Raw genomic sequence first — 17,638 nt, 5'->3', positions numbered from 1 at the left:
ATGCCGCCTTCTGGCGGTTGGTGCCCTGTGTTGTTGGTGCACCGTATTTCATGGGGTGGCTCAAGTTGTGCCCTGCAGAGGGTTTCAACGAATACAGGGCGGGCCGGGAGCCGGATGAGCCGCAAGCAGCTGAACCGGTTTTGCGGGGTAAGGGGCGGGAAGGCCCGACACAGTGGCCGGGCCTTCCGCCTTTTGCTGTCCGGGGGCTTAGCCGCCGCTTACACCGAAGTCCCGGACCGTGGGCAACAGGACGGTGGTGGGAAGGAAGTCGATGCCGGGCGCAGTCGCCCACAGCGTGCCAACATACGCGATCGGTGCGTTCAAAGCATGTTTCACCGTGTATTCGTTGACCTTCTTGTAGAGACCGTCGCGGACTGTATCGTCCGGCTCGTTGGCGACGTTCTGGAGCAACTTGTCGAATTCAGCGTCCTGCCACTTGAAAGGGTTAAGGAATGCTTCAGGGACGTACATGTCGCCCACCTGGCGGCCGGCACTGTTGAGCCCGTAAAACCACAGCACGGCCGGGTACTTCTTGGACGCGATCGATGACGCCGTATTCTGCGGGGGCACCGGCTCCCAGGTCACCTTGATTCCAATGTCAGAGAGGGCCTGCGTGATCACCGGCTCGAAGGATTGCGAAATGACCGTGCTGGGCATCGTCATCGAGAAGCCATCGGGATAACCGGCCTCCGCCAAAAGTTTGCGTGCCTTCGTCGGATCGAAGGGGTATGTGCCCTCAAGCGCAGGGTCGTATGCAGCACCACTTGGGTCGAACACCTGGGCCGTGGGCTTGCCGACCCCGTTGAGGAGGGCCTTCACAATCTGCTCCCGGTCGAATGCCATGTTAATGGCCTGACGAACCTTCAGATCCGCAAGCGCCGGAACAAGTCCGCCCTGTCGGTCTGCCAGGACGAGAACAAGCGCGGCAGTCGCCTCCACTTCCTTCACGGTGAAGCCCGCGCCCTCAGCCTGTTTTTGCTGAGGAGCCTGGATCAGGGCCGCTTTAACTTCTCCAGCCTGAAGCGCGTTGTACTGGGCGGTCCTGTCCTGGATGACCTTGATCTTTACCGTTTTGAACGGAAAAGCTGCGGCGTTCCAGTAATCATCCCGGCGCTCCATGACGTACTCGGTGCCGTCCACGGTAGCGTCCGAAAGAACGTAGGGTCCTGATCCGGTCGGGCGGAGTTTCGTCGTCTCGGACGCCAGCGTGTCAGCGTCGCCGATAACACCTGTTGCCTGCGCAAGATAGTTCAAGAGCGACGGCTCGGGTGAGGACAGCTGTATGACGACAGTCGAGTCATCAGGCGCCGAAACGGAGCTTACCTTGGCCAGTTTTGGCTGCTGCTGGCCCGGGGTGGCACGGGTCCGCTCCAGCGTCGCCACCACATCCTTCGAAGTGACAGGATGCCCTGAGCTGAACTTCAGACCGTCGCGAAGTTTCAGCGTGAGCGTACGCATATCCTCTGAGTACTTCCAGCTTTCAGCCGCATTTGGCTGGATTTTCCCGTTCTTATCGAGCATCAGGAGGGTGTCAAAGATCGATCCCCAAATGTAGGACTGCTGACCCTCGGCAAGCTGTGCCGGATCCAGGGACGCCGGCTGGGCCTGCACGGCGATGCTGAGCTCCTCATTGCGGGAGGCCGTCTGCGCGGCAGCCGGGTCTGCGGCCGGCGGTGAGCAGGCCGCTGTGGCCAGCAGTGCGGCAACAGCCAGGGAGGCGGACGCGGCACGTGTCAGCGATCTGGCTCGGGGAAAGGATGAAATCATGTTGGGTGACTCCTTTGTCGGTTTGGGGGATGTGTCGAAAGTCAGGTGTATGCGTTAGGGGCCTGAAGCGTTTCGATCAATTCGGTGTTCAACATCACAAGCAAAGCATTATTGAAACGATATTACAACCGGTTGCCAAAAATTTGTGGTACTTTATTCGGCTGATTGTTTCCAGCCTAGAGGCCCTTTTAAAGGGCACGCCAAACAATCCAGCCGGTCTAATCAAAGGCAGCACAGTAATTGTCGAAAGGGTTGCGCTAGCGCTGGTTATTAAGGTCAGTTTTGTGACAGAACTTCATCAATTTGCCGCTTGGCCTCCATGAGAGGTTGCCCGTTCAGGGCCCGGAACGCTTGGGCAACTTCCAGATCGAGGCTGAAGGACGGGTTGATGAGCCATTGCGAACGCAGACCGCTCCATACCGCCAGCATTTGGCGTGCAACAGCGTAAGGATCGAGCCCTGGAATAGCAGTTCCGTCCGCCTGTCGCCGCTTTACGCCGGTGGCAAAGTCCTGCACTGCACGCTCATTGTGATCCTTCAAATATGCGTGTGCCGGATGTTCGGGATTCACGGCCTCCGCGCCCAGCGCGAGGAATAACCTAATGGTTGCCTCTTGCTCCTGAGTGATGCGTGCAATTCCCGGCGGGGGCCATTCATTGCCTTTCGCTTCGCTCCCGGTGAATTCGCCGGTCAGCACTGAGCGCCTTTCCTGATCGGCCAATTCCATAGCGGCCACGAGAATGTGATCGCGCGTTGGAAAGTGATACAACATGGCCGTTTCACTCATCGAGGCCCTTAGCGCCACTTCCGCGGTGGTTAACGCACGGTGCCCCTTTTCGAGGACTATTTCGAGTGCGGCTTTGGCTATCGCGGAGCGGCGCTCGGTCGTCTTGGCGTAACGCCGCCGAGCTGGCGGGGCTTGCTTCATAGGCAAAGTCTATCTGCAAACTGAGTCGTACACCATAGAACTTGCCTGAATCGTTGGCTGGCGGCTCCTTTAGATGACAAAAGACAGGCGATAACTAGGACCTGCTCTGTTTTCACTCGCTTGTTGTCGTGTACGGACAGCGGAGCGCACTCATATCGTGAGCAACCGTCCGCTGGAGCCACGGAGTACCAGTTCCGTCTCGGCATGGATTGTCCCGATGACTTCTGGGATGCCGTTCAGACGGTCGAGCATCCGTTCAGCCGCTAAAGCGCCACATTCCCGCAAAGGTGAACGAACAGTGGTAAGTGGCGGCGAGGTGAAGTCCGCGCCGAAGATGTCATCAAAACCCACAATGCTGAGGTGGTCTGGCACCGGTACTCCGGCGGCTTGGAGTTCCTGCATGAGTCCGATCGCCAGGAGATCGTTATACGTCAACACTGCTGTTGCACCGCTGGCGAGAACGGCCCGCGCCATCTGCCTGCCGCCGTCGACCGTTGGCTTGGCGGATTCCAGCCGCAGCGCCTCGAGCCGGGACCATTCGCAGGCAGCCTCCACCCCGTGCCATCGCCGGGCGGACATCCACGATTGCGGCGGGCCGGCAACAAAGGCCAGTTTTTTGTGGCCGTTGGCGGCCAGGCTTCGGACCGCTTGACTAATTCCCTTGTTGGCGTCGGGGATGACACAGGACACCCCCGACACCTCGCGGTTGATGACGACCACGGGCTTGTCAGAGGCCATGGCCCTGATGTCCTCATCCTCCATGCGGGGACTTGCCAGAATCAGGCCATCCACGGTGGCCATCATCCGTCGGGCTGCCGTCAGCTCAGTGAGTGCGGACTCGGACGAATCCGCAAGGACCAAAGTGTAGTCACGTCCACTGGTGGTGGTTTCGGCCCCTCGAATGACGTCGAAGAACGTGGGGTTGGTAATGTCCGCGACGATCAGGCCGATGGTATTCGTACTTCCCGTGTGTAACGCCCGGGCGAACGAGTTGACGTGGTAGTTCAGTTGGTTGGCTGCATCCTCGACTAGCTTCCGCGTCGTGGCGCTGACCCTGCCCGGATTGCTGAGCGCACGTGACACAGTCGAAGGATTCACGCCGGCTGCCCTGGCGATGTCGTAAATGGTGGGGTTGGATTTTCCGGCATTGATGCTTCGCGGCGATGGGTGGTCCGCATCATTTTGTTCCGGGGTCGAAGGAACTGTCACTGCTCCATCCTTTCGAATCCGGGAGCGCTCGACACCCGATGTGCCGGGAGGGAAAACTACTGCCGAAAGTAGATGGACCCTGCCCGGTACCTGACTGTGCGTAGCCGGTCGTCTGGCCCAGGCACACGAGCACCTCCCTCCCGTAGTTGGCGATGCTTGGTTGGCCCTGTCTGCACGTATATGGACTCAAATGGTTTGCCCAGCGTCGGCGAGGAGGGTGCTTCCGGTCATGATGGTGGACAGATCGCTGGCGCAGAACAGCACGACGCGAGCGATGTCGTCAGGGGTTCCGATGCGGCCGATGAGGCTGTTTGTCATGACGGCCATCGCCTTGCCCGATTCGGCTGGGGGTTGCGCGGCCGCCGCCGCCATGTTGCCCTCGGTGGGCACGAAGGTGGGGGCTACCCCGAGGACGCGGATTCCGAGGGGAGCGAACTCGAGCGCCATTTGCTTTGTCATGCCGCGGACGGCGTGTTTGGAGCCGACGTAGGCCGACAGCCCGGGTGCTGTGCCTGTGAACCCTGCGGTCGAGGCGATGTTGATGATGATTCCGCCCCGGTTGGCGCCGGTCATGTGCCGTGCGGCTTCCCGGGAGCCGTTGAAGACGCCGCGTGCATTCACGGCGAACACCTGGTCCCAGGTGCTGTCGGGCGTTTCGAGGACCGGGACGCTCGGGAAAATTCCGGCGTTGTTCACCCATATGTCAATCCCGCCAAACTCCTCGGCGGCAGCTGCCGCGGCGGAGCGGACTGATCCGGAGTCGGTAACGTCCATGACGACGCCGGCGGCCCGCACCGGGAAACGTTCCGCGATCTCGGCTGCGGCGGCTCGTGCCCTGTCCTCGTTGACGTCGCCGATGAGGACGTCGGCGCCGGCTTCCGCGAGCCGGACGGCAATGGCTTTGCCGAGCCCCTGTGCGCCGCCGGTAACAACTGCCCGCCTGCCAGCCAGGGAGAGAAGATCAGTGACAGGGACGGTGGATACGTCTGCGAAGGCGCTTGTCATGAGAGCACCTCGGCGTCGAGTCCGTTGTGCTGGGCGACGCGGCCGAGCCATGCCAGGCTCGGCTTGGGGGTACGGACGAAGGTTTCCCTGTCGACCGCGATGAGACCGAACGTCGGCTCCCAGTGTCCCCACTCGAAGTTGTCCAGGAGCGACCAGTGGAGGTAACCGCGCACGTCAATGCCCTCGGCCATCGCCTCGTGGAGGCCCTGCAGCGCCTCTGCTGTGTAGCGGATCCGCTGACCGTCGTCGGCCGTTGCGATGCCGTTCTCCGTGATGAGGACGGGCACGCCGCCTGTGATGTCCCATGCGTGGCGGACGGCCGTTGCGAGAGCATCCGGGCGGTATGCGGTGCCGACGAGCGTGTTGTCGGGGTGTGCCGGGTGCGGGACGAGGCCGTTAGCGTCGACTTCCTGGCTGGAGTAGGCCTGCACGCCGACGAAGTCATCGCCGCGGCTGCCCTCCCAGTAAACGTCTTCCTTGCCGTACCGGATTTCAAGCAGCTTCTCCTCTCCCCCTGGTACTGCCGTCAGCGCACCCGCGGCAATGGTCCATCCGACTTTCGCTGTCGTGTGAGCGCGAACGATGCCACGGGCCGCATGGTGGATAGCCGTGAATGTACGGCCAATCTCGGGATCCGCATAGGTGAGGAAGTCACTGTGCGTCTGCTTCTTCTCCCCCTCCACTTCTACGGTGGGGCTCTGCCACTCACCGCCCGGCGTCTGCTGCATCCTGCGCATGGCCGTCATGATGGCCGCCTGCATGTTTGGTTCGTTCATTGTGACGACCCATTCGACGCCGTCAAGGATCTCCGTGGTTGCCTTCACATAGCGCTGGAACTTCTCGGACGCATCGGGAGCCAGCCAGCCGCCGTCGTTCGCGAACCACTGCGGGGTTGTGAAGTGCTGCAGGGTGACGACGGGCGTCACGTTCCGTTCGAAGCAGTACTCGATCATGCGGCGGTAGTGAGCGAGCTCTGCCTTGGAGAAGTGCCCGGGGACTGGTTCGATCCGGGCCCACTCGAGGCTGAAGCGGTAGGAGGTCAGGCCGGCGTCAGCGAGGAGGTCGATGTCCTCCCGGTACCGGTGGTAGCTATCGCAGGCGTCTCCTGAGAGCTCCATGCCGGGCATGGTCAGTTCGCGTGCCCACCAGTCGCTGTTAACGTTGCTGCCTTCAATCTGGTGGCCGGCAGTCGCGGCGCCCCATAGGAAGCCGTCGGGGAAAGTAGTCATGTCATCCTTTGTATTGTGAGTGGTCGTCGCGGCACGTATTTAGCGTGTTGCAGCCGCGTACGTTGGGTGGGTGGTGTTTGCGGACGGAATGGGTCTTGCAGCCCGGTACCTGCCCGGCCTGGCGGTGTATTCGGACCCGTCCGGGAACACGATACGGGCGACGGTGTCACCCGGGATGTCCGCATCGATGCGCAATTCTTCCCCGTCGAGCTGCCAATGAACCCTGATGGTTCCGTTCGGTGTTTCATGCGTGCCGCGGGCCCAGGTGATGCCGGGACCGGGGTTTGGAGCGATCACAATCGAGCGCCACGCCACCGACCCCGAATCCTGCCGCAGGCCCAGGGTGTGTTCGTGAAGGAACCGGAGAACTGTTCCCTTGCTGTAATGGTTCAGCGACTCGTGGGCGTTGCCCTCATCGTCGATGCCCTCCCATGATTCCCAGATCGTCGTGGCGCCCTTGCCCACCATGTACAGCCACGACGGCGCGCTGCGCTGCAGGAGCAACTCGTAAGCCACATCCGCCCGGCCCGCGTCAACAAGAACCGGAAGCAGATCCCCCGTGGACAGGAAACCCGTTCCCACATGCGTGTCAGCGGCACGGATCAGCTCGACGAGCCGCTTTGCCGCAGGCTCACGGGCTTCTTCCGACAGGAGGCCGAACGAGAGCGCCCGGACGTAGCTGGCCTGGCTGTCCGTGACAGTGGTTCCATCCGAGCGAAGGTAGGCGGCCCGCCACGCCTGCCGGACGGACTCCGCGATTTCCGCATACTTTGCTGCATCTTCCGTGCGTCCAAGAACGTGGGCTGCCCGGGAGAGTGTCGCCGCGGACCGGTAGACGTATGCCGTTCCGACTTCGCCTTTGTTTTCCATGAACCAGGCCATGGGATTGTCCTGGACCGGGTCGATCAGCTTCCCGTCGGCGTCGCGCTTTTTCGGCTCGGTCCATTCGCCCCAGTGGAAGGTGCCGTCCCAGAGGTACTCCTCAAACGTTTCCGGCTCGGGTGCGAGCTGGGCGCGGGCGTGGTGGCGGGTGGTGCGTGCCTTTTCGAGGGCCCACTTGACCCATCGGTCCATGGGGTCCCAGTTCTCGGCGAGAACCGCCTCATCGCCGTACTCCTCGTAAAGGGCCCAGGGAACTGCGACAATGGCGTCCCCCCACCCGGCGGATCCGGTCATCATCGCGAACTGGTCATCGAGGTTGTTCTTGATGCGGCGGCCGTCGGGGGAAAAGTTGGCGATCCGTCCGTCCTCGAGCTGGTCGTCGCGCACTGACCTCAGCCATTTCCGGCTGAAGCCGAGCACGTCCCTCAGTCTGGTGGCGGTGGAGATGAACACCTGGTAGTCGCCCGTCCAGGCCACCCGTTCGCGGGTGGGGCAGTCGGTGGGCACGTCCACCGCGTTCCCGAGGAAGCTCCATTCGCCCGCGCTGTGCAGGCGGTTGAGACCCTCATCGCTGCACGAGAATTCGCCAGTACGGCGAAGGTCGGTGTGGACCACCTGCATGGTCAGCGCCGAGGGGTCCAGCCCGGTGCCGAAACGGCTGATGCGGGCGTACTGGAAGCCGTGGACCGTGTGGCGGGGTTCGAAAACTGCGCCGGCGGGTCCTGCTGTCACTTCATCACGCTGGGAGAAGATTCTTGCCGCCTCTCCCGGCCGATGCGAATCGAGGTGGGACGTTGAGAGGTCCCCGTCCGGGCCGAGGTGTTCGCCATACTCGATCACCGTGCGCGTGCCCTCTGCTCCGAGGTCCTCGAGCCGGATCCACCCGGACGCGTTCTGGCCGAAATCGGCCACCCATACACCCGGCCTGACCTCACGGACGTCTTCCGGCGGACGGGAGTCAATGACGCGAACCGGAGGAGCGGGCGACCAGTCGACCGGCGGCGTCTCCACCACGTCCACGAGTGCTTTCGCCGGCGCGGCCGCAGGCGCCGCGAAGTCAACGCTTTGCCCGTCCATCAGGTCTGCACGGGTCGTCGTCGACGGGGCGCTCGTCCAGCTGCCGTCCGTGAGGATAGCCCGGCGGGTTCCGTCACTGAGTTCGATGTGCAGTTCTGCACGTGCTCCCAGCGTCGTGCCCCAGCCGGCCGGCAGCCGGAAGGCGCCCACCTGGCCGCGGTACCATCCGTCGGACAGTTCTATGTCCACCCGGTTGCGTCCCGGCCTCAGTGAGGATGTCACGTCGAAGGCCTGCGCGTAGAGCGTGCGGTCGTACGACGTCGACCCGGGGGACAGTTCGGCGGTGCCCGTCCGTTCGCCATTGAGCGCCGCTGTGTAGACGCCCAGTGCGGTGGCGTAAAGCCGGGCTGACTTCACGCCGTCCGGCAGGTCGAAGTGCGTGGTGAGGAGGTAGGCGGGCCGGCGGCCATAGCCCGGGTCTCCCGGCTCAACCGGAGAAATCCAGGAGGCGGTCCAGTCCGCGTCCAGCAGTCCGGCTTCGAAACCAGACCACGCGGACCACTCGCCGGTGGCCGCGGCCCGGACCCGCCACTGGACCCGCTGCCGGCTGCGCAGAGCCTGCCACGGCCAAGGTACGTACAGGCGCTGACCCGTCGTCGCGGCGGGCTGCAGTACCCCGTCGATGGTCGCTTCGAGTTCATAGGAAGCGGTGGTACTCGCTGAAATCTTCCACGAGAGCCTGGGGGCAGGCCCCGTGACCGGGAACTGGTCTCCGCCGCTGTCGACGGCCAGATCGTAGGGCGTTCCGCCCATGGGTGTTCCTTCTTCCTTGATGTGGCAGGTGCTAGCGGACTGACTTGACCTTGAGTGCGATCACCGTGCCGCCCAGCAGGGCAAACACGGCGCCAGTGAGGTACAGGAGCGTGTAGTTCTTCTCGGCGCCGGTGGCGCCGATCGTGATGACCAGCGAAGCGATAAGCGGTGCTACGGCGCTTGGGATCTTCTGCGCGAAGGCCACCACTGCCATGTATCGCCCGGTTTCGGTGCGGTTCGGCAGGATGGCGAAAATAATGGCCTGATCAACTGTTGCGAAGACGGCGATGGCGGTCTGCATGAGCACGGCGCCGATGATCAGCTGGGGCAAGGACCATGCGGTTGCCTCTGCCAGCGCTCCGCCCACAAAAAGCAGTGCGGCGATCATCACGAACAGGCGCCGGCGCCGCAGTTTGTCCGACAGGAACCCGCCCAGCAGCGCGCCCGCTGCAGCCGCGACCACGCCCAGCATGCCGATGGTGGCGACGACCCCGGCTACTTCACGCACCGGGAGGCTAAGGCGCTGCGCGTAGAAGAACGTGCCGAACGTGGTGTTGAAGTACAGTCCGATGAAGAACACGAACCGGCCCAGCCAGTTCCACGCGAAGTCGGGGTACTTGCGCACGTTGAAGCCGTAGCTGGCGATCACCGACTTTGCAGTGACCTGCGAGCCAACGGCAAGGTCCTTCGAGCTGCCTTCCGGCTTGACGATTGGAAGCAGCGCCAGCAGCACGGCGCCGATCAGGCCGGGAACAACGAAGACCAGCAGCGTGTCTGACGAGACCGCATAGGCCACCCCGATGCCCAGGACGGGCGCGATCTGCGTCATGAGGGATGTCAGTGCTGAAACGCGTCCGCGCTGTTGGTCCGGCAACTTGTCGGCCATCAGGTTCTGGATTGCCGCGCCGGAAATCGACCAGCCGGCCATGCCCAGGACCCAGCCCGCGCCCACGATCAGCAGATCGGGGGCCAGCCCCATCACCACCAGACCTGCCAGCCCGATCCCCGTGCCGAGGAAGATGAACGGGGTGCGGCGGCCAAAGCCGGACCGCATGCGGTCGCTCCAGATACCCACCATCGGGCTGATGACAAGATAAATCAGCTGGGCCGTACCGGTGATGTAACCAAGCACCTCCTCGTGGCCGGGGGCCAGTTCGCTGATCCGCACCGCGATGCCGTAAGAGAGCGGCACCATCATGGCGATCGATGCCCCGAAGCTGGCCAGCATCAGCCAAAAAATGTAGCTCCTGCTCACAGGTGACTGGGGTTCGTCGGCGCTGCTTTCAACTCTGTCGGAAGCGCCACCGGGGCTTTGGTTGCCGGGCACCGGCTGGGCGGCGACAATGCTGCCAACCAGAACCGAAGCCTCGTGTTCGTTCGTAGTCACCTATGACTCCTTAATCGGGTGGCTCCCCGCCCGCAGCACCGCGGACGCCGGACGACAGCTGTGTCGAAAGCCAAACTAAATAGTAACCAGCGTGGTTACTCTTCGAGAAATAGTAGCCAGAGTGGTTACAATTGGCAATAGCCCGAGAAGAAGAAAAAGCCAGCCGCAGAAAAGAGTCGATTTACGTGAGCATGACTGCCGAGCAAGAGACCGAGACAAAGGCTGGCCCACGACGACGCGGCCCATACGCATCAACTCCCGCCCGCCGGGCGGAGATCGTCAGGGCAGCTTCAGCAAGCTTCGCCGAGCATGGTTACGAGCGGGCTTCCCTCCGGGATATTGCTTCCCGGGCGAACGTAACCCACGCGGCGTTGCTCCGCCATTTCGCCACCAAGGATGAGCTTCTCCTGGCCGCCCTCGCGCAGCGCGACGCCGACGACTCGGAACTTGCCCGCCGCATCATCGAATCGAAGGTGCCCAGGGAGCAGGTACTGGCCAGCGTCCTGCGGGACGAGTTTGCGCACCCGGATCAGCAGCGGAATTGGCTGGCCATTACCATCGCGGCAACAAATCCGAGCCACCCAGCCCACGACTTTTTCATTTCGCGCCGGGAAAAGATGCGCGACCACTTCACGAGCACACGGCTCGCCACCACTCAGGACAGCGAGGAACTCAGCGCAGACGACAAAGTAACCATGGTCATGGCCATGATTGACGGCCTTCGGATCCAGTCCCTCCTCGATCCGGACAGGAAGACCCTCCACCTTATGGAAACACTGATGAAGTTCCTCGCCCCGCCGCAGAACGAATAGGCTCAATATCGAAGGCCCACCCCGCTCAAACACAGAACTGAGACCCGGTCTCCATGACCGCGGCCGCTGTGTGCATCCCAACACGTGATCGTGGACCGGGTCACCTTCAACGGCGCCATCATCGAAACTGGCACCAACTCCTAACCTCGCCCACAGCCTCACCCGGCATCCCCTGGACAGTCATAACCAGACCTTTATGACGGCGCTCTGTGACCACTCAGTGTCGCTAGCCGCGGCTGACGAGGATGCTCGGGACGGCTTCAGGGCCCTGGCCGAAAGGCGCTGAATTGACGTCACACTCTTCTCTTCACGCAAGGAGTCCCGAGCATGTACCGACCGGGTGAGAGCTCGCCGCATCAGTGCGGCAGTAGACTGAAAATCGGCGAACCGACAGCCCTGGCACCCGGTCGCCGGCCGGTCGCTCCGGCAGCGCGCACCGCCCGACGGAGAGGACCTGAACGATGGAACCGACATATGTGATAGCCGAGCGCGCCCCGGCGCCCGTAGGCCCCTACTCCCACGCGTGCGGTGTCCCGAATGGTCTGCTGTTCCTCTCTGGTCAGACGCCCATCGACCCGAAGACAGGGCAGCTGGTCAACGGGGGCATCGAGGAGCAGACCGCACGCGTCTTCGACAACCTCGGTCTCGTCCTCGAGGCGGCCGGCAGCAGCTGGCACGATGTACTCAAAGTCAATGTCTTCCTCGTCGACATGGACGACTTCGCTCCGATGAACGCCGTGTACGCGAGGTACTTCGACGGCCAGTATCCCGCGCGCACGACGGTCGCCGTCGCCGGGCTCCCGCTCAGGGCACGCGTCGAGATTGAACTGCAGGCTATTCGCCGCCAGGGGTGAACCAGACGCACGACCACTTCGATACGCTCACTCCCGAGATCGCCAGATCCGTTCCGAGACTGCCAAGCTTGCCGCACTGCCCGAGGACGAAGTGTATGTTGCGGCCAAGGAACTTCCGGCACCGTATGAACTGCTCAAGGAATGATGCAGCTCGGTGCTGACGGCGTGTTCGTCGGCTCGGGCATCTTCAAGTCCGGCAACCCGGCCCAGCGTGCCGCCCGTGCAAGGCCACAGGACCCTTGGTGGTGGTCACAACGTGCTTGCCGGACTCGATGGCCCACTTCGCGTGCGATACAGCCGCTTCCCCATCAACAGGGCTGGTGAGGGTGGCTTCGACGACAATGTCGGCCGGCCAACCCCTTCCTGATCCAGCTCGTCGGCTACTTCCTGTGGAGGGGAAGCGGAAAAATCGACGGTTTCCCGCTCCCCCTGCAGTGGATCGAGCTGCGGCAGCAGCCATACGACGCAACGAACGCGTGGTGATCGAAGCGGCCCTCGCCACGGCTTCGAAAAAGGACCTGGAATTCCTTCACGCCATGGCTGTGGATGAGGGTACCTCAACGGCGGCCGACATTGTCCGGCGCACCGGTTCCAAGCCCACTCTTGTGGCAAAGTACCGCACCAGGCTCCAGGCGGCGGGGCTCATCGAGTAGGTGGTCGCGGAAAGGTCGCCTTCGCCATTCCCGGCAGCGCCCCGGGTTTGTCGAAGGTTTCGATCAGGTATGCCGTCAGCCCAGGAACCCCCACGCGAGGACGGAGACGATGTAGATCAGGCCAACCCAGACCATCATGATCACGGTGTAGCCCATGATGTCCTTGAGTTTCAGCTTGGACAGGGCAAGGGCAGGCATGATCCAGAACGGCTGGACCAGGTCATTCCAGGCATTGCCCAGCTGCACCGACATCGAGGTCTGCGCCAGCGAGGAGCCCAAGGTGTTGGCCGCTTCGATCATGAACGGTCCCTGGATAACCCAGTGGCCGCCCGCACTCGGCGCGAAGAAGTTGATGACGAAGGAGCTGACCAGACCCCAGAACGGCAGAGTCTGCTCGGTGGAAATGTTCACGAACCACTGGGAGATAGTCAGCACCAGACCGGAACCGCCCATGATCGCCATGATGCCGGCGTAGAAGGGGAACTGCAGGATGATTCCCGAGATGGCCTTGATACCCTCGTTGAGCTTCGTGACATACAGGATCGGGGTTCCCAGCAGGATGATGCCCAAGAACAGGATGATGAAGTTAATCAGGTTAAGGTCCACGGCGCCGCCCTGGACCATGTAGATCACTACGTAAGCGATACCGAGGGCGCCGATGATCATGCTGAGCGCCCTGCTGCTATTGATCCGTGAAGCGACGGTGTTTTCGGCCAGGTCTTCATTGACGGGGACGGTGGACTTGTCCGAGTTGAAGAGGGACCGGTTGATTTCCTTTACCGGCTGGCCGGGCTTCGGGTGCAGGGCGGCGTTGAGCAGTGGCAGGGTGATGAGGACGACTGCGGCCGTGACGAGCATGTGTGGGGAGAAGATGGTTTGGCCAAGGCTGATAAGGTCCATGCTCTTCTGCAGCGCATGGCCGGGGGTGGCGATGGTCAGCGGAATCGTCGCCGATAAGCCCAGACCGTAGAGCGTGAAGCCGCTGTAAGCGGAGGCGATGATCAGTGGGTAGTGCACACCTTTCACGTCCATGGCCAGTTTCTTGGCGATGACGCCGCCGATCACCAGGCCAAAGCCCCAGTTCAGGTATGAGCCGATGCCGCCGACGAGGGTGGCGACGATGACGGCGGTGCGCGGTGCCGAGACGTGGCTGACGATCCTGTCCAGCAGCCGGTCCGTTACGGGAGCGTTCGCCAGCACATAGCCGCAGGCGAGGATGACGGCCATCTGCGTGGTAAAGGCAAGAAGGCTCCAAAAACCGTGTCCCCAGTTGGAAATGGACTCGATCGGGTTCTGATGCTGGACGGTCACGGCCAGAATTAACGTCACGATGGTCAGGCCGATTACGATGACGAACGAATCCGGCAGGTACTTGCGCATCAGCTCGGTGAAAAATCCCGCAATGTTTTGCATTATCCCTTGTTTCCCGGACGGAACAGGGCGGGTCTTTAGGTTGGTCATGGGTTAGCTTCCTCTTTGAAGTGGATGAGATTGATAAGCTGTTCATCACGCCAGGCCACACGGGCTTCCCAGTCTGCCAGCGGGATTAGGGAGCGGCGCTCGGCGGCAACGCGCTGCACGAGCTCGAGCGTCCATGGATCGTTCTGGCCGCGTTGGGCGCCCATGCGGGCGTAGGCCGGGCCCATTTTTTGAGCCTGGGACTCGATGCCGCCCCGGGTGTTCAAATCCACCGTTTCAAACGGTCCCATGAAAGACCAGCGCAGGCCAAGGCCTTCGCGGACCACCCGGTCGGCGTCATCAACCGAGGCCACACCGTCGCGTACAAGGCAATATGCCTCGCGGAGAAGGGCCCCCTGCAGGTGCAGCACGGCTAGGTCATCATTCATGACGTCGGTGGCCGTCGTCGTTCAATGCTGTCAGACTGCAGTTGAAGTTCACGTGCCCCTGGCGCAGGTTCGGCCGGACCACCGGAGGCAGACGGTTGGCGTTGAGTCCGGTGCCGCCCGGATAATCCAGCGGCAGGCTCAGGGCGAAGGCTCTGCATTCGCGGACCTCAGCCAGGCCCTGACGGATCTTCTCGGGGGTTAGGCGTTTTTCGTGCTGGGACATCCAGATTGCCGACAGTCCCCCGGAGCTGATCCTGAGCATCACCAGGCCGAGGGCAAGCAAGAGTGTCCCTGACGCGATGATGCTCAGGACGGCCCCGACGACAGCAGTGGCCAACATAAGACAAGAATAATAGCGAAACACCGTTCTTGCTCCTCAGAAACTCTCTGCGAAACGCATCTGGTCGGCCGCCCGCCTGTCTGTGGTTCCCGCAAGCGGGAACCACAGACAGGCGGACGGGACTAGTTGGAGGGGAAGTTGTAGGAGGCGCCGGAGGCGTGGGTGGGCTCGGGCCAGCGGGAGGTGACTACCTTGCCGCGGGTGTAGAAGGAGACGCCTTCGGGTCCGTAGATGTGCTTGTCGCCGAAGAGGGAGGCCTTCCAGCCGCCGAAGGAGTGGTAGGCCACCGGGACAGGCAGGGGCACGTTGATGCCGATCATGCCCACGTCAACGGAGCGCTGGAACTTCCGGGCGTTCGAGCCGGAGGAGGTAAAGATGGCGGTGCCGTTGCCGTAGGGGTTGGCATTGATGAGCTCGATGCCGGCATCCAGGTCCTCGACGCGGACCACGACGAGGACAGGCCCGAATATTTCCTCGGTGTAGGCGGTCATTTCGGTCTTGACGTGATCCAGGACGGTGGGGCCCACCCAGAAGCCCTCTTCGTGGCCGGGTACCACCAGGTCCCGGCCATCCACTACCATGGCCGCTCCCGCAGTTTCGGCTTCGGTGACGATCCTGACGATGCGCTCCTTGGAGACGGGCGTGATGACCGGGCCCATTTCGGCGTCGGGCTCCGTGCCGTTGCTGACCTTGACGGCCAGGGCACGCTCTTCGACTTTCTTGACCAGCAGGTCCGCTGCGTCCCCGACGGCGACGGCCACGGAGATGGCCATGCAGCGTTCCCCGGCGGAACCGAACGCGGCAGCGGCCAGGTGGTCCGCGGCGTTGTCCAGGTCCGCGTCGGGCATGATGATCGCGTGGTTCTTCGCCCCGCCCAGGGCCTGGACCCGCTTGCCGTGCTTGGTGGCGGTTTCGTGGACGTACTGGGCGATAGGCGTGGAACCAACGAAGCTGATGCCATCTACGTCCGGGTGCGTCAACAGGCCGTCGACGGTTTCCTTGTCGCCGTGCAGGACCTGGAACACGCCGTCGGGCAGGCCGGCCTGCTTCCACAGCTTGGCCAGCAGCATCGAGGCGGACGGGTCACGCTCGGAGGGCTTGAGGATGAAGGCGTTTCCGGTGGCAATCGCCGTCGGGGCCATCCACAAAGGCACCATGACCGGGAAGTTGAACGGGGTGATCCCGGCGACCACGCCCAGGGGCTCGCGGAAGGAGAAAACATCGATGCCGGTGGAGACCTGGTCCGAGTAGTCGCCCTTGAGCAGGGTGGGGATGCCGCAAGCGAACTCGATCACTTCCAGGCCGCGGCCGATCTCGCCCTTCGCATCGGAGAGGACCTTACCGTGCTCTGCCGTGATCAGGGCAGCGAGTTCCTCAACATGCGAGGCGACAAGTTCGCGGAACTTGAACAAGACAGCGGTGCGCTTGGCCAAGGAGAAGTCTGCCCACTTTTCCGCCGCGGCCTTCGCTGCGGCGACAGTGACGTCCAGATCGGCCCGGTTGGCGAGCCGCAGCGTTGCGGATACGGCGCCGGTGGCCGGGTTGTAGACCGGCTGGCTGCGATCGCCGACGCCGGCAGTTTCAACACCGTTGATGAAATGCTTGATGGTGGTCATGATGGATCCTTTTCAGAGTCACTAGGTGAGGAGGGCCGTGCCGGGTTCACGCCGGCGGACAGCCGTTCGTTGGCCCGGTCTTTTCGGAGGAAGTTAAGCGTAGATTTTCTTGTAGATGGCTTGGATCTGCTCAGCGTCCGGAACGACAGCCCCGCCGGGTCGGTCCGGCCCAGCTGCGTGGCGATCATCCCGGGTCACCGCTCAGTCCAGCGCTCGTGATTCCGGCCAGGGCCGCCGACTCATCGTTGTCGGACGTGTCCCCGGAGATGCCCACCGCGCCCACCAGCGCTCCCTCGTCGTCCATGACCAGGACACCGCCGGGTACCGGCACCAAGGCTCCGACCGATCGGCTCACCGCAGCGATGAAGTAGGGTTGCTGCTCGGCGCGGGCCATCAGGGCCCGTGAGCCCATGCCCAGGGCCAGCGCACCGGAGGCCTTGCCGTAGGCGACCTCGAAGCGCTTGTTCGAGGAGCCGTCCTGACGTTCGGCGGCGACGACGTGGCCGCCGGCATCGAGGACGACGACGGTCAGCGGCTTGTACCCCTGCGAGGCGGCGTGGCCCAAGGCCCCGCCGATGGCGCGACGAGCGAGATCGAGGTTCATGCGTCCTCCTCCTTCTTCAGGCCGCGTGGACCGGCTGTCCGCGTGCCGTCATGGAACGACCGCGCAGACCGCGAAGGCCGGATCATCGAAGGGTTCCCGCCGCTGCCTCGGGCGCCCGCAGGGACAGTACGACATCGGCTACCTCGTTGGTCCACTCGCTCACCTGATAGGTGTCGGCGATCGAGCGGAACATCTCGCCGTCCTGGAACGCCTGCAACGCCTCCGGCGAGTCCCAGATGTATACCGCGCCGTGCTGCCCGTTCTCGTAGCGCAGGTAGTGCTTCTGCAGCAGGCCGGGCACTGCCTCCAAGTTGGCCATCCGCGAGGTGTATAACTCCTGGATGCGCTCGTCCGGTAGTGCGGACGTGAAGTGCTCGATGTGGATGATCATAATCGTCTCCTGATCTGTTTGGTTCTCGTTCGAAGTGTGGGCCGGGTGCGTAAAGCGCGGCTGGAGCCGTGCTGAAGCGCGGACAGGCAGTGCGACAGACACCTGACGGGGCTGCCTGGCCGATGAGTCGAGTCGTGGTTGCCTCGCATCGCGGGCCCCGGTCGGTGCCGGGTGAGACCGTGACCGGTGTGCCGATCCGGTGTATGAACCTTACGAAGCGGTTAGGGCCCGGTCAAGGCATCGACGAGACTCACGAAAAGTGCCCGCGAACCGCCCTCAGTGCCT

The 17,638-nt window shown here is 62.9% G+C and carries 16 protein-coding genes and 1 pseudogene; 4 read left to right on the top strand and 13 right to left on the bottom strand.

Annotated elements, in window-relative coordinates; genetic code table 11:
• Positions 1-207: 207 nt before the first annotated feature.
• The 7 genes from AB0N24_RS21800 to AB0N24_RS21770 all read right to left on the bottom strand — a co-directional run bounded on the left by AB0N24_RS21800 (position 208) and on the right by AB0N24_RS21770 (position 10,236).
• Positions 208-1,521 carry an ABC transporter substrate-binding protein gene (locus AB0N24_RS21800; RefSeq protein WP_364128943.1) on the bottom strand — a complete coding sequence of 438 codons (1,314 nt, stop codon included), beginning with the start codon at positions 1,519-1,521 and terminating at the stop codon, positions 208-210.
• A gap of 522 nt (positions 1,522-2,043) precedes the next feature.
• On the bottom strand, positions 2,044-2,694 hold the full coding sequence (locus tag AB0N24_RS21795) for a TetR/AcrR family transcriptional regulator (RefSeq protein WP_364128940.1): 651 nt from the start codon (positions 2,692-2,694) through the stop codon (positions 2,044-2,046).
• Between the two features lie 150 nt (positions 2,695-2,844).
• On the bottom strand, positions 2,845-3,903 hold the full coding sequence (locus tag AB0N24_RS21790; protein ID WP_364128938.1) for a LacI family DNA-binding transcriptional regulator: 1,059 nt from the start codon (positions 3,901-3,903) through the stop codon (positions 2,845-2,847).
• Positions 3,904-4,089: 186 nt separating this feature from the next.
• Complete coding sequence (locus tag AB0N24_RS21785) at positions 4,090-4,908, bottom strand: SDR family oxidoreductase (RefSeq protein WP_364128935.1); 819 nt, start codon at positions 4,906-4,908, stop codon at positions 4,090-4,092.
• The gene (locus AB0N24_RS21780; RefSeq protein WP_364128933.1) at positions 4,905-6,137 is read right to left on the bottom strand and encodes a family 1 glycosylhydrolase; all 1,233 of its coding nucleotides are present in this window, start codon (positions 6,135-6,137) and stop codon (positions 4,905-4,907) included. Before AB0N24_RS21780 ends, AB0N24_RS21785 begins: the two co-directional genes overlap by 4 nt.
• Before the next feature lie 39 nt (positions 6,138-6,176).
• The gene (locus AB0N24_RS21775) at positions 6,177-8,849 is read right to left on the bottom strand and encodes a family 78 glycoside hydrolase catalytic domain (protein ID WP_364128930.1); all 2,673 of its coding nucleotides are present in this window, start codon (positions 8,847-8,849) and stop codon (positions 6,177-6,179) included.
• Positions 8,850-8,880: 31 nt separating this feature from the next.
• Entirely contained in the window at positions 8,881-10,236 is a 1,356-nt protein-coding gene (locus AB0N24_RS21770) for an MFS transporter (protein WP_364128927.1), read from the bottom strand.
• Between the two features lie 191 nt (positions 10,237-10,427).
• On the opposite strand from AB0N24_RS21770, the gene AB0N24_RS21765 reads away from it, so the two are divergent.
• From AB0N24_RS21765 to AB0N24_RS21750, 4 genes and pseudogenes are all read left to right on the top strand, one after another.
• Positions 10,428-11,048: a helix-turn-helix domain-containing protein gene (locus AB0N24_RS21765; protein WP_364128925.1), complete on the top strand. Its 621-nt coding sequence runs from the start codon at positions 10,428-10,430 to the stop codon at positions 11,046-11,048.
• Between the two features lie 461 nt (positions 11,049-11,509).
• Positions 11,510-11,902, top strand: a complete 393-nt coding sequence (locus tag AB0N24_RS21760; protein WP_364128922.1) for a RidA family protein — start codon at positions 11,510-11,512, stop codon at positions 11,900-11,902.
• Between the two features lie 40 nt (positions 11,903-11,942).
• Positions 11,943-12,121: pseudogene (locus tag AB0N24_RS21755) on the top strand (pyridoxal 5'-phosphate synthase lyase subunit PdxS); the annotation flags it as partial.
• 215 nt (positions 12,122-12,336) lie between these two features.
• Positions 12,337-12,555, top strand: coding sequence for a hypothetical protein (locus AB0N24_RS21750; RefSeq protein WP_364128919.1), 219 nt, complete (start codon positions 12,337-12,339; stop codon positions 12,553-12,555).
• Between the two features lie 75 nt (positions 12,556-12,630).
• On the opposite strand, the gene AB0N24_RS21745 is transcribed toward AB0N24_RS21750, so the two are convergent.
• The 6 genes from AB0N24_RS21745 to AB0N24_RS21720 all read right to left on the bottom strand — a co-directional run bounded on the left by AB0N24_RS21745 (position 12,631) and on the right by AB0N24_RS21720 (position 17,353).
• The gene (locus AB0N24_RS21745; RefSeq protein ID WP_364128917.1) at positions 12,631-13,968 is read right to left on the bottom strand and encodes a TIGR00366 family protein; all 1,338 of its coding nucleotides are present in this window, start codon (positions 13,966-13,968) and stop codon (positions 12,631-12,633) included.
• A 44-nt stretch (positions 13,969-14,012) separates the two neighbouring features.
• On the bottom strand, positions 14,013-14,402 hold the full coding sequence (locus tag AB0N24_RS21740) for a 3-hydroxyacyl-CoA dehydrogenase family protein (protein ID WP_364128915.1): 390 nt from the start codon (positions 14,400-14,402) through the stop codon (positions 14,013-14,015).
• On the bottom strand, positions 14,395-14,742 hold the full coding sequence (locus AB0N24_RS21735; protein ID WP_364128912.1) for a hypothetical protein: 348 nt from the start codon (positions 14,740-14,742) through the stop codon (positions 14,395-14,397). Before AB0N24_RS21735 ends, AB0N24_RS21740 begins: the two co-directional genes overlap by 8 nt.
• Before the next feature lie 122 nt (positions 14,743-14,864).
• Positions 14,865-16,358, bottom strand: coding sequence for a CoA-acylating methylmalonate-semialdehyde dehydrogenase (locus AB0N24_RS21730; protein ID WP_364128910.1), 1,494 nt, complete (start codon positions 16,356-16,358; stop codon positions 14,865-14,867).
• 184 nt (positions 16,359-16,542) lie between these two features.
• Positions 16,543-16,962 carry a heme-binding protein gene (locus AB0N24_RS21725; protein ID WP_364128907.1) on the bottom strand — a complete coding sequence of 140 codons (420 nt, stop codon included), beginning with the start codon at positions 16,960-16,962 and terminating at the stop codon, positions 16,543-16,545.
• A gap of 82 nt (positions 16,963-17,044) precedes the next feature.
• Positions 17,045-17,353, bottom strand: a complete 309-nt coding sequence (locus AB0N24_RS21720) for a hypothetical protein (RefSeq protein ID WP_364128905.1) — start codon at positions 17,351-17,353, stop codon at positions 17,045-17,047.
• Positions 17,354-17,638 lie beyond the last annotated feature (285 nt).

The organism is Arthrobacter sp. NPDC093128, assembly GCF_040683875.1.
Taxonomy (GTDB): domain Bacteria; phylum Actinomycetota; class Actinomycetes; order Actinomycetales; family Micrococcaceae; genus Arthrobacter.
Note: the sequence above shows the minus strand (reverse complement) of the source record. Positions and strands in the feature narration are given on the sequence as shown.